This is a genomic window from Methanomethylovorans hollandica DSM 15978 (genome assembly GCF_000328665.1).
Lineage (GTDB): Archaea > Halobacteriota > Methanosarcinia > Methanosarcinales > Methanosarcinaceae > Methanomethylovorans > Methanomethylovorans hollandica.
In genome coordinates this window covers 202,920-225,223 of record NC_019977.1, presented here as the reverse complement: position 1 = coordinate 225,223, position 22,304 = coordinate 202,920, and the positions used below count along the sequence as shown (strand labels likewise).

General features: G+C 41.8%; 18 protein-coding genes, 2 tRNA genes and 1 other RNA gene. 10 read left to right on the top strand and 11 right to left on the bottom strand.

Annotated features, from left to right (window positions below):
• Positions 1–53: 53 nt before the first annotated feature.
• Positions 54–713 carry a DUF1614 domain-containing protein gene (locus METHO_RS01130; RefSeq protein ID WP_245546309.1) on the top strand — a complete coding sequence of 220 codons (660 nt, stop codon included), beginning with the start codon at positions 54–56 and terminating at the stop codon, positions 711–713.
• Here METHO_RS01130 and METHO_RS01125 read toward each other — a convergent pair.
• Together METHO_RS01125 and METHO_RS01120 are read right to left on the bottom strand one after the other, a co-directional pair.
• The gene (locus tag METHO_RS01125) at positions 699–1,595 is read right to left on the bottom strand and encodes an RAD55 family ATPase (protein WP_015323679.1); all 897 of its coding nucleotides are present in this window, start codon (positions 1,593–1,595) and stop codon (positions 699–701) included. The two genes, METHO_RS01130 and METHO_RS01125, sit on opposite strands and share 15 nt — an antisense overlap.
• A gap of 68 nt (positions 1,596–1,663) precedes the next feature.
• Positions 1,664–3,034, bottom strand: coding sequence for a dihydroorotase (locus METHO_RS01120; RefSeq protein WP_015323678.1), 1,371 nt, complete (start codon positions 3,032–3,034; stop codon positions 1,664–1,666).
• Between the two features lie 353 nt (positions 3,035–3,387).
• Here METHO_RS01120 and METHO_RS01115 point away from each other — a divergent pair, with 353 nt between their 5' ends.
• The 5 genes from METHO_RS01115 to phoU are packed head-to-tail and all read left to right on the top strand — an operon-like array spanning position 3,388 to position 7,533.
• Complete coding sequence (locus METHO_RS01115; RefSeq protein ID WP_015323677.1) at positions 3,388–4,302, top strand: PstS family phosphate ABC transporter substrate-binding protein; 915 nt, start codon at positions 3,388–3,390, stop codon at positions 4,300–4,302.
• Between the two features lie 24 nt (positions 4,303–4,326).
• Positions 4,327–5,226, top strand: coding sequence for a phosphate ABC transporter permease subunit PstC (gene pstC / locus METHO_RS01110; RefSeq protein ID WP_015323676.1), 900 nt, complete (start codon positions 4,327–4,329; stop codon positions 5,224–5,226).
• Positions 5,223–6,080: a phosphate ABC transporter permease PstA gene (gene pstA, locus METHO_RS01105; protein WP_015323675.1), complete on the top strand. Its 858-nt coding sequence runs from the start codon at positions 5,223–5,225 to the stop codon at positions 6,078–6,080. The genes pstC and pstA overlap by 4 nt, the downstream gene beginning before the upstream one ends.
• A gap of 15 nt (positions 6,081–6,095) precedes the next feature.
• Positions 6,096–6,869 carry a phosphate ABC transporter ATP-binding protein PstB gene (gene pstB / locus METHO_RS01100; protein ID WP_015323674.1) on the top strand — a complete coding sequence of 258 codons (774 nt, stop codon included), beginning with the start codon at positions 6,096–6,098 and terminating at the stop codon, positions 6,867–6,869.
• Positions 6,870–6,873: 4 nt separating this feature from the next.
• A complete protein-coding gene (gene phoU / locus METHO_RS01095; protein WP_015323673.1) occupies positions 6,874–7,533 on the top strand; it encodes a phosphate signaling complex protein PhoU in 660 nt (219 codons plus the stop codon).
• Here phoU and METHO_RS01090 read toward each other — a convergent pair whose 3' ends face one another.
• The 4 genes from METHO_RS01090 to METHO_RS01075 all read right to left on the bottom strand — a co-directional run bounded on the left by METHO_RS01090 (position 7,534) and on the right by METHO_RS01075 (position 13,279).
• Entirely contained in the window at positions 7,534–10,245 is a 2,712-nt protein-coding gene (locus tag METHO_RS01090) for a DNA-directed DNA polymerase (protein WP_015323672.1), read from the bottom strand.
• Between the two features lie 159 nt (positions 10,246–10,404).
• Positions 10,405–10,514: transfer RNA gene (locus tag METHO_RS01085), tRNA-Met, on the bottom strand.
• 86 nt (positions 10,515–10,600) lie between these two features.
• Positions 10,601–11,161, bottom strand: coding sequence for a hypothetical protein (locus METHO_RS01080; RefSeq protein ID WP_015323671.1), 561 nt, complete (start codon positions 11,159–11,161; stop codon positions 10,601–10,603).
• Between the two features lie 141 nt (positions 11,162–11,302).
• Positions 11,303–13,279, bottom strand: coding sequence for an S-layer protein domain-containing protein (locus METHO_RS01075; protein ID WP_015323670.1), 1,977 nt, complete (start codon positions 13,277–13,279; stop codon positions 11,303–11,305).
• A gap of 440 nt (positions 13,280–13,719) precedes the next feature.
• On the opposite strand from METHO_RS01075, the gene METHO_RS01070 reads away from it, so the two are divergent.
• Positions 13,720–14,499 (top strand): ATPase domain-containing protein, encoded by a 780-nt coding sequence (locus METHO_RS01070; protein ID WP_015323668.1) that lies wholly within the window; start codon positions 13,720–13,722, stop codon positions 14,497–14,499.
• A 237-nt stretch (positions 14,500–14,736) separates the two neighbouring features.
• Here METHO_RS01070 and METHO_RS01065 read toward each other — a convergent pair whose 3' ends face one another.
• From METHO_RS01065 to METHO_RS01050, 4 genes are read right to left on the bottom strand one after another with little or no spacing between them, the layout of a single operon-like run.
• Positions 14,737–17,067 carry an oligosaccharyl transferase, archaeosortase A system-associated gene (locus METHO_RS01065; protein WP_083885677.1) on the bottom strand — a complete coding sequence of 777 codons (2,331 nt, stop codon included), beginning with the start codon at positions 17,065–17,067 and terminating at the stop codon, positions 14,737–14,739.
• Between the two features lie 47 nt (positions 17,068–17,114).
• Positions 17,115–18,191: a glycosyltransferase gene (locus METHO_RS01060; RefSeq protein ID WP_015323666.1), complete on the bottom strand. Its 1,077-nt coding sequence runs from the start codon at positions 18,189–18,191 to the stop codon at positions 17,115–17,117.
• Positions 18,188–19,348 carry a glycosyltransferase family 4 protein gene (locus METHO_RS01055; RefSeq protein ID WP_015323665.1) on the bottom strand — a complete coding sequence of 387 codons (1,161 nt, stop codon included), beginning with the start codon at positions 19,346–19,348 and terminating at the stop codon, positions 18,188–18,190. Before METHO_RS01055 ends, METHO_RS01060 begins: the two co-directional genes overlap by 4 nt.
• A 4-nt stretch (positions 19,349–19,352) precedes the next feature.
• Positions 19,353–20,483, bottom strand: a complete 1,131-nt coding sequence (locus METHO_RS01050) for a glycosyltransferase family 2 protein (protein WP_015323664.1) — start codon at positions 20,481–20,483, stop codon at positions 19,353–19,355.
• Positions 20,484–20,849: 366 nt separating this feature from the next.
• Here METHO_RS01050 and METHO_RS01045 point away from each other — a divergent pair, with 366 nt between their 5' ends.
• Complete coding sequence (locus METHO_RS01045; protein ID WP_048830962.1) at positions 20,850–21,215, top strand: RAD55 family ATPase; 366 nt, start codon at positions 20,850–20,852, stop codon at positions 21,213–21,215.
• Between the two features lie 9 nt (positions 21,216–21,224).
• Here METHO_RS01045 and METHO_RS01040 read toward each other — a convergent pair whose 3' ends face one another.
• On the bottom strand, positions 21,225–21,464 hold the full coding sequence (locus tag METHO_RS01040) for a helix-turn-helix domain-containing protein (protein WP_015323663.1): 240 nt from the start codon (positions 21,462–21,464) through the stop codon (positions 21,225–21,227).
• Between the two features lie 141 nt (positions 21,465–21,605).
• On the opposite strand from METHO_RS01040, the gene ffs reads away from it, so the two are divergent.
• Both ffs and METHO_RS01035 read left to right on the top strand, forming a co-directional pair.
• Positions 21,606–21,920, top strand: an RNA gene (gene ffs / locus METHO_RS13190) — signal recognition particle sRNA.
• A gap of 70 nt (positions 21,921–21,990) precedes the next feature.
• Positions 21,991–22,075, top strand: a tRNA-Ser gene (locus METHO_RS01035).
• Positions 22,076–22,304: the final 229 nt, after the last annotated feature.

Below are 22,304 nucleotides of genomic sequence, written 5' to 3'. Positions count from 1 at the left end.
GACATAGCCGGAGGAAAGGAATGAGAGGATATGTTAACCGTGCAGAACTCAAAATGATCGCAATATTCGGATCGATACTGCTACCTATAGCTATCCTCTGTTATGAGAACAAGATAAGCATTGGTTCCATAACCTCTTTTCCACTTTTTGTCATGCTTCTCCTCATGTTGGTCACAAGAAACATAGAAATACCAATAACCAGCATGCGCACTAGAAAAGCCGAGCTCCTTTCCCAGAATGCTCTTGTTCTAGAAAAAATATACAGTGTGCCCGTATCAGAAGAACTCATAACTCCTAAAGAAAGAGTATTTGATACAAAATTGACTATAAATTTTGCAGGGGTGATTATCCCCTTAGTAGCTGTTGTATACTTGCTGATAACAGGACCAATCACCGAATCCTTAGAAATTGCCCTGATAATCACTGTGATCACATTTCTTGCATCAGAGATGATAGATGGAGTTGGGATAGAGATACCCGACTATATCGGAATAATAGCATTCCCCCTTGCATTAATACTTTCTCCAAATAATGCAGACAGCGTTATCTTCACTTCAAGCATATTAGGAATACTGGCAGGATATATAGCTTCTCTGCTAACGCTAGATGGGGAAAAAAATGGAAGTGCATATATTAGCATAGGAGGTACGGGAAGCTTTAAAGCTATTTATGTTGTAGCGTTGATATCAAGCCTCATATCATACTATACCTAAATCCCGTTCCGTACGACGCTGATCTATTTTGTCTTGTAAGATCTTTTGAGGAATGTTTAATGCTCGGTATTTAGCAATGCCTGTAGCAGTGAACCTAAAAGGTTGTGGAGTGCGCTCTATGCACGTAGCCCTCATTTTCTGTATTGCCATTACAGGCATTGGAGTAGTATCGATATCGTTTGTCTGAATGAAATCAAGGAAAACAATGCCATCTCCCAGAAAATCATAGTCATCAAAATGTTTTTCCTCTATGCCATGCGTCTTTTCGGTTACCAACAATGAAGTTATCTTCTCCTTTTTAAGCAATCTGTGCAGAGCACGCCATGAGGTTGACCTCCTGAACTCATCAGGAGCCGTAAATACATTAAGAGAATCAAATACAACCCTATCAGGTTTATGGGATTCGATAATTTCGATCATCTCTTCAGAAGTGAGCATAGATATACCGAAAACCTCCAGATAGCCATCATCAATATACTTACCTATGTCCCAGCCAAATCTCATGAAATGTTGTACTAGCTGCTGAGCCCTTTCTTCGAATGAGAAGAAAATGCATCGCTCACTATTCTTTGCACCTTCCATTAGGAATTGCATACAAAAAGTAGTTTTACCTGTCCCTGGAGGTCCTGTTACTATAATTGAAAAACCCTTTGGGAAACCTCCCTCAAGAAATTCGTCCAATCCAGGTACTCCAGTAGGAACTCTTTTGAGTAACCTGTCAATGTTTTGTGTATCAAGTTTAGCCTTGAATCGACTGTTATCCAGATTGAGTAAAGCTTTCTCTAATACTACGTTTTTAGCACCTAGGTCCTTCTCATATCTTTCAAGAACCTTAATAGCATCGCTGCTTAGAGTAGTATGAATAGCGAACTTGGATTTCATCACAACACCATGAACATAATATATGTATTATATATTTAAAAGGTTATGGTTTTATGCTCATGGAATCCTCAATGATGGCCACTAGTTGCCATGTACTTTCCTGTTCCGGGCAAGAAATTTCCTCGCCCACGGGGGGCCGATATCTCGCCATCCCATATAACATTACCCCTTGATATCGTAATATCGGGGAAGATAGCTTCAACCCCTTCAAAGGGAGTCCAGCCCACCTTTCCATGCAAAAGTTCGCCTTTTATAGTAGTAACCTTTTTTGTGTCCACAATAATGAGGTCAGCATCAAAACCTACTTTTAACCTGCCTTTAGAATGCCTGTCCAGACCAAATATCCTGGCTGGAGCAGCACTTGTGGCATCTACCATACGCCCCAGCGGAAGAAGATTCTTTTTCACTGCCATGAGCATCAAAGGCATTAAAGTTTCCACTCCTGGAACTCCTGATGGAGCTGTCTTTATGTCCATGTCTTTTTCACTTTCACAATGAGGAGCATGATCTGATGCAACAATATCTATGGTTCCGTCATTCAGTGAGTTCAGGAGAAACTTCACACTTCTGCGGTCCCTGAGAGGTGGGTTCATTTTACCATAACAACCCAGTCTTTCCCAATCCCGGGTAGAAAGGAAAAGATGATGAGGTGTGACCTCACATGTGATAGGTGATAGACTTTTTTCCCGTGCAATATACCTGTCTCTGCCTAGCACACCCACAGACTCAAAAGCACTAACATGGCAGATGTGACCTCTTGCACCGGTCTTCCTAAGAAGATCCACGACTTTTTGCACTGCTGTAGCCTCGCATATATTAGGCCTTGCTCTTGAATGAGAAGAAGGTGACATATCATTTTTTAATAAAGCCTCACATTCCAAGCGGATGGTATCATCTTCTGCATGAATGACCGCAATTGCCCCTAATTCATTCAATATTCCTAAGGCCTTTTCAAGTGTTATCTCATCGATGTTTAGACCCCCGGTGGATTCAGCCATAAATATCTCACCAAATGCTGTGACCCCTTCCCCCCACAACTCTGTTAATTTTTCAATGTTGTTTGTGACTCCTCCGTGGATACCAAAATCTACAATGGATTTACGAGATGCAAGCTTGAGCTTTTCTTCAAAGGATTTTTTGTCAATTGTGGGAGGAATAGTATTAGGGTGGTCCACCACCGTTGCTATACCGCCTGCCGCTGCAGCACATGAGCCAGTATACCAGTCTTCTTTGTGAGTCAGCCCTGGCTCTCTGAAATGTACGTGGACATCTATCCCTGCAGGAAGAACTAGAGAACCTGCTGCATCTATTACCTCACCAGCTATGACATCGGCTTCTTTTGCTATCTTGATGACCTTTCCTTCATCTATTACTATTTCTGCAGGCTGAAGATAATTGTCATAAAATATCTTGGCATTCTTAATAAGTAGATCTGGCATGTTTATTATTATTTCAATTACCCTATTTGGTACTTTTGTTCTTTATAGAGAATTGGTTGCATTGAAACAACTAAATTTACTTTGTTGCTGATCAAAGTAGAATAAATTATGAAAATTATAGTTGTTAACCTCTTGTTTGAAACTTATAGTATTGACGTAACTACCTATTGAATTTGATTTTACCGTTCATAAGTTACAAACCATGAGTGTTTAAGTATAAATTAACTATATAGAAAATATGAACAATATAGCACCCCATAGAATGTATAGAGCAATATATTGTATTTACAGAATACTTATCTACAGATATAGTATGTTCAGATTGAAAAACACAAATAAAGAGGAGACAAATCATGTTCAAACGAACAAGACTTTACAAAACACTTATCCTTATAACTGTGTTCCTTGTTATAGGGTTCACATTTGCAGGGATTGGCTGTGTAGATAACAATAAAGAAGCTGGCACCACAGAAGACACATCAAGTGCTTCTGAAGATACGACTGATGAAAAAGGCATCATGATAAAAGGATCTGACACTGTGCTTCCACTGTCTCAGGCAGAAGCTGAAGAGTTTATGCTCAAGAATGCTGACAAAAGTATAACAGTAATTGGCGGGGGTTCAGGAGTGGGAATAGCTGCTCTTATAGATGGTGAAATAGAAATAGCCATGGCTTCCAGGTCAATGAAAGACTCAGAAATAGAGCAAGCAAAACAAAAAGGTATCAATCCACTAGAAACCACAATTGGATGGGATGGAATTGCAGTTGTTGTACATCCAGAGAACCCTGTAAACCAATTGACTTTCGCACAGCTAAAAGCCGTCTACGATGGAAATATAAGTAACTGGAAAGACGTTGGCGGTGAGGACAGAAAAATTACTGTGATCAGCCGTGATAGTAGCTCAGGCACATATGAATACTTCAAGGAAGAGGTTCTTGGAGAAAGCGAATACCGCCAGGATGCTCTTGTTCAACCTGCAACCGGAGCCATCGTCCAGGAAACAGCCCAGAACAAAGGAGCTATCGGATATATAGGGTATGCATATGTAGATAACAGTGTGAAGGCTCTTGCACTTGATGGAGGAGATGGGATATTCGTGCCCGCAACCCAAGAAAAGATCCTCAGGGGAGAATACCCATTGGCAAGGAAGCTATTTTACTACACTAACGGCGAACCCCAGGGACTTACAAAAGAATTTATGGATTATGTGATGAGTGCCGAGGGGCAGTCAATAGTTTCTGAGGTAGGGTACTTCCCTGCAATCTAATAAGATCAAGAAAAAGGATCTGAAATGACAACTGGACATTACAGAGAAAAAGCGATCGAATCTCTGCTATATCTCTCAGCAGTTACAGCAGTAGTTATCCTTCTCCTCATCTGTATTTTTTTATTTAAAGATGGGCTTGCTCTATTCCAGAAATACCCATTAATAGAATTCCTTACAGGTACGCGGTGGTACCCTACATCCCAACCACATCAGTTCGGATTGCTGCCGTTACTATTCGGGTCAATAATAGTTACATTTGGAGCTATTGTTTTAGCAGTACCTCTCGGAATTGCAGTGGCTATATACATTTCAGAGCTTGCGGGGGCAAAAGAAGCAGATGTGCTTAAACCTGTTATAGAGATCCTCGCCGGGATTCCTTCAGTTGTGTATGGATTCTTCGGCCTTGTAGTCCTAGTCCCACTACTTCAGAACACGTTAGACCTCCCTACAGGACAAAGTGCACTTGCTGGTTCTATAATATTAGGAATAATGGCATTACCTACGATCATATCCATTTCTGAAGATGCAATCAGCTCAGTACCCCGCGCAATAAAAGAAGGCTCTCTTGCCCTGGGTTCTACAGAATGGCAAACTATTTACAAAGTAACAATCCCTGCTGCCCTGTCTGGAATATCTGCTGCTGTGATGCTGGGCATTGGAAGAGCCATAGGGGAAACAATGACAGTGATGATGGTCACAGGAAACACTGCAATAATACCTGGTTTCCCGGATGGGCTTTTTGCCCCTGTGAGGACTATGACTGCCACCATTGCATTGGAAATGGGAGAAGTACCACAAGGCAGTGAACATTTCTATGCACTCTTTGCAATAGGTTCCATACTGTTCATAACCACTTTAATGACCAATATTATTGCAGAATACATAAAAAGAAAATATAGATTCAACCTGGGGGCAGGACAATGACAAGTAAAGCGAAACGTGATCAGAGGATAGCTTTTTCCTTTCTAAAATTAGGAACTGCCCTGGTAGCAGCGTTGGTTGCAATAATACTTCTGCAAATAATCATAAATGGATATAGTGTCCTTAGCATCGATTTCCTCACAGAGATGCCCAGGAACAGAATGACAGAAGGCGGGATATATCCTGCTATATTGGGAACAGTATATCTGATAATTGGATCGATGATTGTAGCTTTACCTGTAGGGATACTATCTGCTATATACCTCAATGAATATGCACAACCGGGTAGAACCAAATGGGTCATAGAAATGGCTATAATCAACCTTGCAGGAACACCATCCGTTGTGTTTGGACTTTTCGGACTTGCGATGTTTGTGAAGTATCTGGGATATGGAGCGTCATTGATAGCTTCAGCGCTGACCCTTGCACTAATGGCTCTACCGATCATAATCAGAGCAAGCCAGGAAGCACTGATAACTGTACCCGAAGAATACCGCTATGCTTCACTGGCACTTGGAGTCACTAAATGGCAGACTATCAGACAGGTCGTACTGCCTCCTGCTATTCCAGGAATGATAACAGGCATTATCCTTGCAGTAGGTAGAGTTGCAGGAGAGACCGCACCTATATTGTTAACAGGAGCTGCGTATTTCCTTCCAAGGCTCCCTGATTCAATATACTCCCAATTCATGGCACTTCCTTATCATTTGTATGTAATTGCAACTGCTGGCACCAATATAGCTCAAACAAGACCTATACAATATGGTACTGCACTGGTACTGCTGGCCATAGTCCTAAGTTTCAACATGATAGCGGTCATGATAAGGAGACATTATAGAAGAAAGCTCAGAAATTAATAAAGAGGTAAGCAGATGTCAGAACCTAATAAAGGAAACCATACCGAGATAGAAGTAAGAGGGCTTAATCTATGGTATGGTGAAAACCATGCACTTCACGATGTTTCTATTGATATACCTAAGAACAGTGTTACAGCCTTAATAGGGCCTTCTGGATGTGGAAAATCTACATTTCTAAGGTGTCTTAACAGAATGAATGATCTTGTAAAGAATTGTCGGATACAAGGCAGCGTAAAAATAGACAATAAGGACATTTACTCCAAGGATATTGATGTAGTGGATCTAAGAAAAAGAGTAGGCATGGTGTTCCAGAAACCAAACCCATTTCCGATGTCTATCCAAGACAACATTGCGTATGGACCTAAAATACACGGTGTTGCTAAAAAAGACATCGATGGAGTGGTAGAAGATGCCCTAAGATCAGGAGCTTTGTGGGAAGAAGTTGCCGAAAGATTGACAACATCTGCTCTTGATCTAAGTGGAGGACAACAACAAAGACTATGTATTGCAAGAACCCTGGCTGTTAGACCAGAAGTAATATTATTTGATGAACCTTGCAGTGCCCTTGATCCAATATCCACCTCCAAGATAGAAGAGCTTATAATGGAGCTCAAAAAGAAATATACCATAGTGATAGTCACACATAATATGCAACAGGCTGCAAGGATATCAGATCACACTGCTTTCTTCCTCACAGGGGATATCATAGAATATGGCAAAACTGAGCAGATATTTGAGAATCCGAAGATGAAACCGACAGAAGATTACATCACTGGAAGGTTCGGGTGAATACATGTCAAGAGAAAAATACCAGAGAAACCTGGAGATTTTGAGATCTAACACAGTAGAAATGGCTGTGACCTCACTGAATATGATCAAAAACTCTACAACATCTCTCCTAACACTGGACAAGGAACTTGCAGAAGAAACTATTGCAATGGATGATATCGTAGACGAACATGAGATGATAATCGATAAGTGCGTATCAAGTCTTATAACTCTTCAGCAACCTATGGCTGGAGACATGAGACTTATAACTTCGTGTCTTACTATTGCCATAGATCTGGAGAGATTAAGCGATCTTGCCAGCAACATTGCATGGGTAACCTTGGAAGTAGAAGGAGGAATTACTGATGTTGAGCCACTGTTGTCAAGGATATCCTCAATGAGCGATATAGCAGAAAAGATGCTTGAGGATACAATTGTGGCATTCAAGAACTCAGATGCCAAACTGGCTAAAAAAATAGCAGAATATGATGATAAATTAGATGAGCTCTTCTTTGAAAATGAGAGACAATATATAGAGATAATGAACAAGAATAACACCATTATCAGTGATGCTTCACACCTGTTATTTGTCCTGAGATACCTGGAACGTATAGGCGACCATGTATGCAATATATGCCAAAGCATAGTATATCTGGCAACAGCCGAAAGAGTAAGGCTGAACTGATCAGAAATCAAAGAGCGAACTTTGTGAACCACTGTTGGGTGGTTGCCCCCCTATATCCGACGTCCTTGGCACTGATCTCCGTATCTTTTTTTCAGAGGGGCCGGCTGTAAAATCTGACAGGCCGGTCTGCTTTGAATCATAATCAAGGTTTACAAGGTCTACACCGAATACTCCCAGGATCCTCTCCACAGGAGGAAGGATCTGTTTCTTAACATAGTAATCAACATCAATGGGCACATTGTTCTCACGGACATATTCCGGATCCTCGGCACGGTTCACGAATAGATCTTTACCTGCAATAATGACAAAAGGTATGCGCTCACCCACAGGCGGCAGAGAACCGGTTCTCTGCTCCATCTTCTCAGCTACCGTAATATGAGGTTGTTTGTTCTTATAGTGTTCACGCCTCTTGGAGTACATGCGCGTCATCGTCAGATCATCTATAATATCCCTATCCTTTGTGACATCCAGGTTACGTATAGAATCTACTACTTTTCTCACATGCTGCACTGCTGCCTCTACTTCACCTGCCTTAAGCACTAGCTCAAGTACTCTGTTCAACGTCTTGGATGTGAGTTCACACCAGTCTCTGCGGACGGTTTCCATACCTTTTACCTTTATACCATCTTTCCAGCCATCTCCAAAGCGCTCGAATACCCAGATAGCATACCTTTTTTTTGCTATGAAAAGAGCACGTTTTGCTATGGACTCAAACTCCAGTTCCATTGGATCTGGCAAAGAAGCCGAAACTATGCCTGAGATCTTCTTACCTACAAGCTCTGCATCTTCAAGTGAGATCTCAGTTTTTCCTGTGCATTGCACAAAGACACTATCAGTATCCCCATATACTACTGAGAGAGAAATGTCCTTGTTCAGAGGGTCGGATGCTATCTCACTTTGTAGATAGGAATTGCCATCCTTAAGGTAAATAGTGTGTATAGTATCCTCTATAAGTGAACGTGTGGTAAGGATATTCTCCCTGCCAAAGCTTGTGACAGCATTAGCCAGAGTTAGACTGTACAGACGTGCACGGGTATAACCTGCATACCCATAAAAGCTGTTCAGCAATATTTTCATGGCAAGCTGGGTTGCATCAAGAGCCTTGTATTCATCCTCATTGGATATGTCTTTCATGCGCTTCTTGGTCTCTATCCTTCTGTTGAGCAGATTTTCCAGGATAGCAGGCATGATCCCTTTTGAAACGTCTGCGGTTACAAATCTTCCACCTGATGGCGGAGTAATGGTCTCCCCTTCTCCTGGGATATCTTTCTCAACGACGGTTGAATAGCAGAGATTGTGGGCCATCATTATAGTGGGATAGAGGGACTTGTAGTCTAATATCACTACGTTTTCAAGAAGTCCTTTTTTAGGCTCCAGTACTTCACCTCCCTTCAAACCTTCGCTGTTCTTGTTCCTGGAATAGACTAGATTGTCATCAGGTTTGGGAGGTATCACTCGATCCCTAATGCGGCATTCACGCAGCAAAAGGTTCTCCACCATAGACGTCTGGCCGCCATCAATGACTTCCTGTAAGAGGGAACCACTTACCCTGGAGATGGCTATGTACCTGTCAAGTAACTGGAGTTTCATGACCAACTCCATGGCAAGTTCTGAGTCGCGTCTTGCATAATCTATGAATTTGAGAAGTTTTTCTCCTTCATCGTTCCAGTGATCCTCCATTTCTGAAGGCGCCACATCAAGTTTTTCCCGGTCCAGCAGCTCTTTGGCTACATTACGCAAGGTGTATCTCTTTAAACTGAACTGGCTGCGGACAAGAGGAAGGACATCGACCACAACCCTCCCTGCCATGGAGATCATGGTCATTGTTCCGATCTTCCGGTAGCTCATTGGCCTCCCGTCACGCCCTGAGCCAGAGTTTATATTAGTTCCAGAGTCTGCAAGGAACTTGATCCGGTCACTAATGTAAGGAATATCGAAATCGTTGATGTTGTAACCTATTAGTATATCCGGGTCATAGTCCCTGAGTATCTCAAAGAACCGCTTTAACATGGACTCTTCGTTTTGCAGTGACTCTACATCAGGACCAGCCCCTGAGACAGGCTTTGCCACAAGTACAATGGAATCGTGACCATTGTAGGCTGGAGCAAATGTGAGACTGATCATGATCACAGGAGACTCATCCGGAGAAGGCATTGAGCCGCCTATTGGCAGACATTCGATATCAAAGGAAAGGAACTTAAGAGGAGCATTAGGTAGCTTATCCACTTCAGCAGGCTGCCTGTCTAAGCAGACGGTGTCACAATAGATCTTACCCCCCTGATGGGCTTCCTGAGAGGGGGAAACAGATACCCAGCCCATGCCATGCAGTTCCCTGTCTATCAAAAAGCGGTTCCGGAACAGTATGTCCGTTTCGTATACCTCCATGACTCCGGGGATCTGCAGTATATCATCACGGATCTCAGGAACATGCCTTGGCTCATAGGTCGTGACCTGTATCATGGACTTTTTGGACTTCTGGTACCCTACTGGCTCAAACCGCTGGACGATCTCGACATTCTTGACCACGTCAAAACGTTCCTTGATGAGCTTGCAGATCAGGTCAAGCTCATCGGAAGCATTCACATAAAAATATGGTTCAAACCCCGGCACATAACAGCAGACACTCTTACCATCCTCAGCTCTGCCAAAGAGGCGCACAACAGGAGCAGTATCTTCGGTTACATAGTCAGCATCCAGGATCTGAAAGTTCATGAGCCTATGTAACTTCTGACAGCATATATGGTTTACGCGATAAGAGATAGAAATAATTGAGAAAGACTTAAATAAAATGATTAAAATATTTTTGTCAAATGTGACTAAATATGCAAACAATAAGAAAAAATTAGATTAAAACTCTGAATTAAAAATTAGTGCCCGGAGCGTGACTCGAACACGCGACCTCCAGATATCTCAGGAGATTTGGACGCACTCGTTAATTTTCCCTATGAGTCTGGCGCCCCAACCGACTAGGCTATCCGGGCATGTGTAGCATGTAGATGGGTATTTTCATATTAAAGCGTATCGATTGAAGTTACATGTGAAAAAAACATAGAGGCTTAGGACATATTCAATATCCAGTAGCCTTTGCAAAATTAAGACCTACAGCAGGGTCCTCAGAATTTCCTCCAATGATGAAGACTAAGCTATCATTATTCCAGAAATACTTGTATCTGGGAACCTGTTTACCACCTATAATAGAATAGCTCATGCTCCTGGTAGCTTCATGACCAGTTAATTCAATATTTTGTAATGTATCGTTGTTTTGGAGAACGTTGAACGTACCCTTGTAGTTTGTAAGGAAAGACTCTGCTGACATAGCATCTGCGAACTCTATCACTGTGAGGTAATAATCCAAACTTGGACTCTTGTAGATACCTTCAGCAGCTTCTACGACATTTTCTGCTTGAGCATATTCCTTACTCACAGCATCTGCAGTTACTGGTTTAGTACCAAGGTATTCAAAGTCTGCAGGGATGTTCTTAATTACCACAAGTTCAGAAACACTTTCTACAGGGATAGCCGGGCCATCAGAGGAATTATTGCTATTATCGCTCCCTTTGAATATGCAGCCAGAGAAACCCATGAACAATACTACGAAAACCAACACCAAACTTAACTGTTTCTTCATGGTATTACCTCGGATGTAAATACTCCGCTAATAAATATTCATTGTTTATTAAATTGAGGTCCTATCAAAGAAGATGAAGGACATTTAATAGAGATATCAAAAAAGAGATAAAAGAAGGGTTTAATCCCTTCTCAATTTATTTTAGTTCCTTCTTACAAGGTATGCAACTGCTAGGAGACCAGCGACTGCGAAGATCGCTTCAAAGCCTGGAGTTCCTGCTGGTTCTTCAACTGGAGTCTCGTTGACTGGAGTCTCGTTACCTGGAGCAACTGGAGTTGTTGGAGTCTCTACAACAGTTGGAGTACCTGGTGTGGTTGGAGTCTCGTTGCCCGGAACGGCTGGAGTCTCGTTGCCTGGAGTCTCGTTGCCTGGAGTCTCGTTGCCCGGAACGGTAGTTCCATTGCCACCGATGGTGTACTCAGCATATGGATAGTAGCGGAGTGCATCAGCATCTGCAACCTTGAAGAACATGTTTCCAGCGAGTGCTATATCCTTGTTCTTGCTAAGGGTCATAGAACCATCATTCTTGAGTTCAATATAGTTGTCGCCGATGGTTGTAACCTCAAGTTCGCCGAAAGTGTCATCGCTCTCGATTACCATTGGTTCATTGGATATGAGCCACATACCTTCAACAACTGCAAGGCTGTCTACCTGACCCTGGAATACTTCCTGGACATGGGCTCTCATGATGACTACATCATCTTCGCCGCCTACATCATCCTCTTCGTAGTCCCAGGTGCTGTTCTCAACATCTGTGTCAGTTACTGTAAGGACCTGGTCATCAAGGTATGCGCCGTCCTTGGTCAGCTCGAGCCAGACCTTGTTACCATCAACGTCTATCTGCTTGGGTGTGAGTGCATAGCCTTCACCAAGGTCAAGGGTCTGACCCACTCTCAGAGTGTACTTGTCGTCGTTGTCAAGCAGGAGCTTGGACAGAACATCCGGCTGGCCGTTCACTGGTACATATTCTTCTGCAAGGAAGCCCATCTTGGAGTACTGGCCTGCCCAGTCAGAGAACTCATAATCTACACTCTGCATAGTTGAGGTGTATACAAGAGCACCATCTGCGATATTCCTGCCTTCGCTGACTATAACATTCATTTCTTCAGATGCTACGTTTGCGTCGATATCATAATAGAAGCCTGCGAATGAACTTGCATCCCAGTCGAAACTGCCGGTTGCAACTGAACCCCTTACTGGATAGGTGCCTGGTTCAGTGACCTCTTTGAAGAAGTAGAACCTGACATCATCGGAGTCAGCGACCTGGATCTTTACATCGCCTGCGAGTGCAATTTCCTTGTTCTTGGTGAGTGCTATTGAACCATCGTTCTTGAGTTCAATATAGTTGTCGCCGATGGTTGTAACCTCAAGTTCGCCGAAAGTGTCATCGCTCTCGATTACCATTGGTTCATTGGATATGAGCCACATACCTTCAACAACTGCAAGGCTGTCTACCTGACCCTGGAACACTTCATTGACATGGACTCTCATGATGACTACATCATCTTCGCCGCCTACGTCATCCTCTTCGTATTCCCAGGTGCTGTTCTCAACATCGGTGTTAGTTACTGTAAGGACCTGGTCATCAAGGTATGCGCCGTCCTTGGTCAGCTCGAGCCAGACCTTGTTACCATCTACATCGATCTGCTTGGGTGTGACTGCATAGCCCTCTCCGAGGTCAAGGGTCTGACCCACTCTCAGAGTGTACTTGTCGTCGCTGTCAAGCAGGAGCTTGGACAGAACATCCGGCTGGCCGTTCACTGGCACATATTCCTGTGCAAGGAAGCCCATCTTGGGGTACTCTCCTGCCCAGTTATCGTATGTGTAGCCTACTTCCTGGATAGTGGATGTGTATATAAGTCCGTTGTCCCTGATGGTCCTTGGATCATCAACCAAGGCGATCCTCATGGTCTCGGAACCAATGTCGTCGTCAATATCATAATAGAATCCTGCGAATTCGGTATAGTCGAAATCCACAGTAATTTCACTTAATCTAGCACCGCTGAACACCGGGCTTCTGACCTCCACGGTGTTTACAGAAGTTGCTGCGCTTGCGGCTGAAACGAATACAGCCATCAGCATAAGTGCGGCAATTGTTACTGCTGCGAATTTATTCATTATTTTCCTCCGTTAGTTTGTATTAGATCTAAGAGTGAGGATCATTGGATCAGAACGCTTATGCGCTCTCAGATCGTCATCAGGAGAACGTCAAGTTCGCCCATTGACGAAGTTCTCATCATCACCCTCTTAATCCCGTCATATTGGACTACAAGAGCCTATTAACTAATTTCCCTTTAAATCTTTTGTGGTCTTAAATTCATTATTTACCACGTAGAAAAGATAAGTATCGATGTATTTAACGGGAAATGTCGAACTATGACATATTGACCTCCTGGAAGAACGACACACAAAAAAGTGCATTTAATAGATTGTCGAATAGATTAGAATAATTTGCTAGATATTTTTCCATCATCATTATAATTACCTCAACACATTTATATCTTCTCAGATATATTATAAATACAAAACATAAAGTACAAAACGAGGCGAAACACAAGATGTTTGATGGCGCTATATCTGAAGAGATAAAGATGGAAGAAGGCCCTAACAGAGTGAGGACTGGCATACCCGGATTTGATGAACTCTGCGGGGGGGGACTTATAAGGGACAGGACATATCTGGTTTCGGGCACATCCGGAGCAGGAAAGACAAATTTTTCCATCCAGTTCATCTATAATGGCATTACAAAATATGGTGAGAACGGCATCATAGTTGCAACTGAGGAAAGGCCGGAGCAGATACGTGAGAACGTACTGAAATTTGGATGGAACCTTGAAGAATTAGAAGATGAGAACAAGCTTGCTATCATTGATGCTTGTTCCACAAAGATCGGTATACCCTCGCAGGAGAAATATGTGGACATTCGGCCCTTTGATATTCGTTCCCTTATGGACCAGATCATTACTACTCAGGAAGAGATCAATGCCCGAAGGGCTCTTGTAGATTCCACGACCTCTATAAGTTTTTATCTGCAAGATCAGGCAAAAATCCGTGTGGAGTTGCTAAAGCTCAGCACCACCCTTGAAGTAATAGGACTTACTTCTATGATGACCTGCGAGGTAATAGATGAATCAATGCCCTCAAGGTTCGGAGTTGAAAATTTCGTTACTGATGGAACCATTGTGCTATACTATAAGAGACATGAAAACGTACGCATGCGCAGTATGGAAATATATAAGATGCGTGGGTCTGACCATAGCAAAAAAATCCATCCATATGAGATCACACCTGATGGTTTTGTTATCCACCCGCATGAAGAAGTCTATTCAACGGTCTGAGTTCAAAGGTCAGGATACGTTTCTTCGTTACCACACTCAAAGCACTTGTAGATCACCAGTTGTCTTCTAAAATTGTCCTGCCTCTTAATGGCAGGATACCTTCACAGATTCACTTTTCCTTCACATAATGGACATCTGTAAAGCAGTTATATCACCTGATGTCATACATAGACATCAAATAATATAATTAAATTTATTATATATTTTTAACTGATGTAGAAATGTGAAAATCTGGATCTACACAAGATCCAACTGCAAAACTTCACCTGCCTGCACAGCATTCTCCGTAACACTGATCTCCTTGGGAGACCTGCTCTTGTCTCCAATGAGGGTGTATGGTAAAATCGCATAAGTTGAAGAATTACTGCCCTGTGTAGAGTAAGCCAGAACGAGGGAGTAAGTACCATCTTGATCCGCGACCGCAGAATTGTAGTAGTCAAATTTCCTTTCCCGGTTGCTGACAAGAGTAGTTGCTCCATAAACTGTTTCTCCGGGTTCAGCTTTTCCTGTAATGATCACCCCAGGCACGTACTCGAATACTTTTACATATTTAACTTCGGGGTCATTGGTAACGGTTGTATTGGACTCGTATAACAAACGATAGTTACCGGAACCACTGCCATCATAAACATGTAACTTAACAAGCATTGAGTTCTTAAATTTGTCATTTTCTACTTTTGTGGTAACTGTAGATGAACCTTTAGGGGCTGTTTCTTCATCAAAGAAACTATCATAGTCTTCACCAGCAAGTTTAGCAATACCAAAGAATTTACCTTTGACCATTGAGATATCTGTTAGCAAATATTTTACTTTTCTTGCATCAAGAATACTTGATGCAGCTGAATCATTCTGGGAGAGGAAAAAGACAGCTGTTTCCCTTACACTCGGCTGGAAGTTGTTGGTAACTACTGGCCTTTGGGATCTGTAAATAATCCAATTACCGAAGTCCCACCAGCTTAATATTCCATACTCAGGGGTTTTCATAGGATCATTGTAATAAGAGGTAACTGGAGTATTCACTTTGACCCAGTCCAGTGTTTCTTCCCAATCAGAGGGCATAATGGAAGGATTTGACACTGCAGCCACTGATATTAAAAAACCTGGCAGTAATAAAACTCCAAGCGCTAAAATCAATGGCACATTGTTATGAGTTTCCTGTACTTTTTTGCGCTTTCCACCATGCTCCTTGACCACTTTTGGTATAATCCATGAGTGCAACTGCCCCATAAAGTAACCTGACATAACTGCTACATTCACTGATAACAGATACATGAAGCGTCTTTGAGAGAAAGCAAGTGCAAAGACAATAATCGACCATACAACAAAAAAGGCGACCTCCGGATTTTTTGATGGATCACACTTACGTAAGATAAACAGAAAAGACACCAGAGTAACAAAGAAGAACAGACCAAAGCCACCCCAGACCGAACCCAGAGTGAAATTTCCATACTGGTCCCAGAAGAGAGGTAACGCTTCATTGATAGTGCTAAGGTTTTCAGCAAAGCCTAGCAAATAACCAATACCTGAAACGATGTTTGAGAAAAAGGTTGGCATCAATGACCATATACCAGTCACTGCAACGGCAATAAAGAAAAGGATAGCAAAAGGATAATGCAACCATTTACCCTTCTTACCAATTAGATAAGATAAAACCCAACATATGAATACGAATAAGAGCATTGACAAAATGTACAATACATGGAACCACGAAACAAAAGCTGCACTCAGCTCATAACCTTCTCTTACCATAGATGCTACAAAGGGCAAGATGAATGCAAGGGCAACCAAGTACATCACACATGAGCTGACCAGCAGGTATCCTGAAGGTCTTTTCTGTCTAATGTCAAGAGCCAGTTGTACAGGCACATATAATGCAAAAAGACCTATGAATATAGGAGAACCTGTCCAGGTGAGCACAGAAACTGCAAGTATCATACCAGCAGCTATAGCGTAAAGCACTGAACGGGACCGAACACATGCCAAAAGGTCATTTTTTGTTAATTCCCTGCAAAGATCATAAGAAAAACCTTCCTTAAGTGAGAAAATGAACAAAGTAAAAGCTGTAGTAGAGAGCAAGATCTCAGCAATATGATGATCTGTTGCACCAAACATTGAGACCGCAAGATGAATGGGCATCACTGCTATTACCACTATACTATAAAAACCAACTTTTCTGCTAAAAATACTGGAAGCTGCAAAATACAAAGGTATCAAGGAAAGAGTTCCAAGTATTACTGGAAAAAGTGCCGCAACAAGCTCTATCGTACTAGTACTTGGAGTGCCAAAGCCAACTATTAACACCAGCAAGGAAACTGTCAAATCATAGAGAGGAGGCCAGCTTATGTCAAAACCAAATGGATAGTTGATGTAAGGATCGGACAGAATATGTTCCGGAAAATGCTGTGTAGTATAGAGGATACCTCTCATGTGATAGTAAGAATCATAACTTACAAAGGTAACCCTACCATCCGAGAATAGAGAAGATATTGGAAACAAACGTATGAGCAATGCAAAAAGTATTGTTAAGAATATCTTAGTCCTGACAGAGAGAGAATCGATCATACTCATCCTTTCATCCCTTTTATTCACATTGATTAATTATTAAACATTAAATTTCATTGTATCAGCATTGCCCGCATTTTCTGAAGCATTACAGAAACATCAAATTCTTTAGCTCTATTGATACATGCTTCGCGATACCTGTGGGGATCTGAAGAGATTTCTTTGACACCATTGACAATAGAGGATACTTCGGGATCCACCAACAAACCTGTGACTCCATCTAACACAGTTTCAAGATATCCCCCTTCTTTTACTGCAACCGTTGGTTTGCCTGATGCCATAGCTTCTACAGGTGTCATACCAAAATCTTCATCAAGTGCTGTCGTAATATGCCCTTTACACGTAGCATATAATTCAAGTAGTTTTTCCTCTGAAACACTACCCATCAGTGTTACATTTTTAGGAATTCCGGTAATGAGACTGGCTGCATATCCAGATGCATGATCCCCTGCCGCATAGCCCCCCACAATGATCAATTTTTCATCCGGCATCGCCCTGAAGGCTTCTATCTGCAGTTCTACCCTCTTTTCAGGATAAAGCCTGTTCACAGACAACCAGAAATTCCCATATTCCTTATATCCGAACCTTGAAGTATCGACAGGTGGATATACAATCACAGAATCCCTGTCGAAGTACTTTTGTATCCGTTTCTGAGTATTCATGGAATTTGTGACTATACTAGATACATGAGTAAGATAATACTCCGAGATCTTCCTGTGCACATGTACCCAAATGACGAATGGCAGATATGTAAATACAGATTGGTTTTTACGGTAAACCTTATAAAGATCATAAAAGGCTCTTGTTGGGGTATGGCAATAGTAAATATTTGGCTTGTGCTTTTTTGCTGCAAAGAATGCCCAGTTTCCTGAAAAGATAAAAAGATCATAGTTTTTGGAAAAATCACATGCTGCAAACTTAAAAGAAGCATTTACCTGTTTAAGAGGTGGTATTTTTAATGTCTTTCCAAGACTTATGATCTTGACGTCATCAAAACCCATTTTGATCACTGAATCCATATCCACATCCGTAGTGATCACATCTGCACCTAGTCCTTTTGCAAGTGTCAGGACCAGTTTTTCGCCTCCTCCAATAGCTCCGATGTAATCATGAAAAATAGCAATTTTCATACCCGTGCCTCATAAATATTTTTAAGAATAGATAAAGCCTTGTCCCAGTCATAATCCCGAGATTTCTGAAATGCAGCCTTTGACATGTTTTTATAAGTAGTATCATCCTCAATGATTTTCCACACCGCCTGCGCAATCTCCCTGTCTTCTAAAGATACAACAAAACCATCAACCCCATCCTCAACCAATCCTTGTGCTGCATTATACTTTTCTTTTACAGTAACTACAGGTATCGAACAGGCAAATGCCTCTATTACAACCATCCCAAAGCCTTCCCTCGAAGAAGGAAGTACGAAAACCCTTGAAGCTTTCATTTTTCCGATAAGAGAACTGTAATCCTGAAAACCTACAAATTGAACGTTCTTATAGACCCCTATTTCATTTGAAAGGTCCATAAGTTCTGCTTTTTCAGGACCATCGCCCACAATACAGCAGCTGATATAAGGATTCTCGACTTTTAGAAGATATATGGCTCTTAGGAGAACATCGACATTTTTATCTTTTATAAGCCTCCCGGCAAAGATGACATCATAATGTTTGTTAGCAATTCCATGTGACTTGCAGTCAGCTTCTGAATCTATTTCAGAGATCTCTTTAAGATCAATACCATTTGGAACAACAGAGATGATTCCCTCGGGAACACCCAGCTTTTGGAGCCTTTGTTTGGTCCAGCCCGAAACGGCAATATTATCCCCGGATATCTTTGAAACTGCCTTTTCGATGACTTTTCCAAAAAAACCGGCCTTGCCCATATATTCGTACCAGTAATCATCCCATACTTCATGCCAGGTGTACACTACATGCGCTTTGTTCAATATAGATACAAATTTTACTGTAAAGCATGAAAAATAAGGGAATACGCTTACATCAATCAGATCAAATTTCTCATAACTCAGATGTGGGAACAGTTGCAGAGAGAATAGAATTGCTGTAGAAATGGATCTTCTTCCGTCCACATATAAGTTCCTTGCCTTGCAGACACCGTGCAGGAACATCCCCTCGTATTCAATAACATCTGGACCTTCCCACCACTTGATACCAAAAAGATGGACTTCATGCCCTTTTTCCAGGAGACGTGTGCCCAGTTCATAAATCCTCTTTTCAGCACCGCCCTTCACCCAAGGATAAACTGCATCATACACAAAGGCGATCTTCATAGTGTCACCTATCGGTGTCCATCCCAAGCATCAGGACGCTAAGGAATATAGCTGTGAAGATCATTTGCAAACCTATGGAACCAAATACCATGGCAAATACTGCTGTTTGGATCTGAAAAAGAGAACCATAGCCTGAAATAACCCATGTATAAACTACTTTCAGACCAATAAATAGACCTGCAAGTAAAAAAACCATGCCTGCAAACAGTTCAACTTCAAGCGAATGATAATCCATTATCTTTTTTATGAAAGAATTCTCCTTCACATATAAGCCATTTATATGCCCATATGCACCCAAATAAAGGCCGGTTGCAAAAAGCTGACTACCAATTACTGTCAGCATACTTGCCAATATGAACGAATGAAGCCTGGTCTCAGCCACATTGCCCATACGGGGCAGCGTAAACAGTAAGGCTGCTCCCACTAAAAAAACAAACGTACCAGGCACAAGCAAGAAAGATACCGGACGATAGAGCATCATAAACCTTATATGCCTCCAGCCATCGTGCAAAGACCTGAGCTTGGAAGGAGAATCCCTTACATCATATGATATTGGAACTTCCTTTATCCGCAGACCTTTATCTGCAGCTTCTATGACCATCTCTGAAGCTAATTCCATGCCATGACTCTTGAGGCTCATCTTTTCAAGAGCTTCCCGTGTAAAAGCCCGCATGCCACAATGAGCATCTGAAATAGTTGTACCGAAAAGAGCATTCAACATCCATGTGAGGAGAGGATTACCGATATACTGATGTAACCATGGCATAGCACCCTTTTTGATCTTACCTTTTAACCTGCTGCCAATTACGAAATCTGCCTCTCCTTGCATGAGGATATCAAAGAACTTGGGTAATTCGTTGAGATCATAAGTGTTGTCCGCATCAGCAATAGCGATATATTCCCCAGTTGTCCTTGCAAGCCCCTTAAGATACGCATTCCCATAGCCTCTTACTGAAGGTATGACCACTGCACCCATAGATCTGGCTATTTCTGCCGTTCGATCCGTAGAATTGTCCACCACGATGATTTCACCTTCAAGACCCTTTGACTCGAAAAAGGACATAGCTTTCAGTATGCATGTCCGTATAGTGGATTCTTCGTTCATAGAAGGCATTACAATGGAAACAACTGCCATGCATTCTCATATTACTTACAATTACATATATTTATCATATCATTTAGCCATAAAAAGAGACTTTTATTCAACTGATTATTATTAAGAACTTTAAAAATATGGATCTCCACAACATTGAGTGGGTAAATTCGTAAGGTATTTGGAGCAAAAGCGTGTTCTGACTTACTGAACAGGTCTTGGCAGTCTTTACAACTATGTCACATGATGTGGATTCCTAATTTCAGTAGATACTTGTATACAGTGAATTGTTATTTTATGGGAGGTTGGTGATGTACTGGTGCTGCAATTACCCACACGATGTTGAAGAGAAACCTGAATATCATATCTCTAGATCCAGACAGCATGTGGCCTTAGGAACATGACACCTTGATCAAGGAGAATATAAAGAGAATAAATGCCAGAAGATTGTTTTTTGACGGTATATTCAATCTTGAAATGATGCTGCCTGATCAGTTACAATTAAGAAGGTACCCTTATTCCCTGCTCAAGTATCTGAAGAAGAAAAATATTACATCAGTATTCACAACCCCCAGATCTTCCAGTACCATTACGGAAAATACCAGAATGGATGCAGAATTCCTGATGGACAACATAATCATATTAAGGAATTCAGAAGCAGAAAGAAGATATATGTGCGTATCAAAGAGCAAAGGTACGCAACACAGACTCAACTCTACTGAATATGCGATCACAGAAAGGGGTATCAAAATAAAAGATTGTACCCTCCTGTAAAGCCAGTATCTAGATATTCTGGATCGTCCTTTCTACTGTTGCACCCAGGTCGGTAAGCTTGTAATTAGCTCCCTGTTTTTCCACAAGTTCTTTTTCTACCAGTTCTTCAATGATCTTATCCACAGATGGACGGAAAATATGCATTGTCTTTGCTATGCGTTCTGAGTCCATCTCTTTTTTTGATCCGAGAAGAGATAGTAGCTTCTTCCTGTTATTATTACCAGTAACAAATCCGACAAGTTCTTCCATTGTTCAACCCCTTTCCTTACATTGTTATATTCTGTACTTGATACAATCACTTCTATGTAGATACTCTGATTTAAAGTGTTTCTATCATTATTCATTTTATGGAGGGAATAGGTTTATTAGTACCTACATATTATTAGTCCTTGGCAGGCTAGTCCGGATAGTCCGGCGTCATCTATAACCCGAAATCGCCGATATGCGGGGGACGAAGCCGATGGAAGATGTCTGGATCATCCCCAAACCTGTGGTTTCAACTGAGAAACTCCGTCCTGCTTGGATGATGTTGATTTAAGGGCTTGTTGGAGAACATGTCTTTCTATCTTGATCGTGGGGACCAGTCCAGGCCCGGAAGGGAGCAGACCAACCATGAACAACCGTCGCTTGTAGGGTTGCGGGGTGGAGGCGAGGCTGCAGACCATTTGTGTATGTGAATGATAGCAACCTGAGGCATGCCTGCCACTTTATGGAAAAACGTTAAATACGTGGATAACATTAGGAACGGAAGTCGGGAAAACAGTTCATTTTTCATGACGAGATAGCCAAGCCCGGTATGGCGCAGGATTGCTAATCCTGTGGTGCTACGCACCTCGGGGGTTCGAATCCCCCTCTCGTCGCTTAATTTTATGATATATACCTTACTGGATATGAGAATATGACAGAAAAAAAGGTCATTCTTCATATGGTCCGAAAAGAGAAGAAAACAATAGCTGATAATCCTGCTACAGGATGTAGCGGATGCGGTTCAAAGAGCTGTAAAGGGGGAGGAATGGGCATTTATCCGGGATCCGAGAAAAAGGTGGTATATAGAAATATCTTATTATATACTATTATGGGCCTTATAAT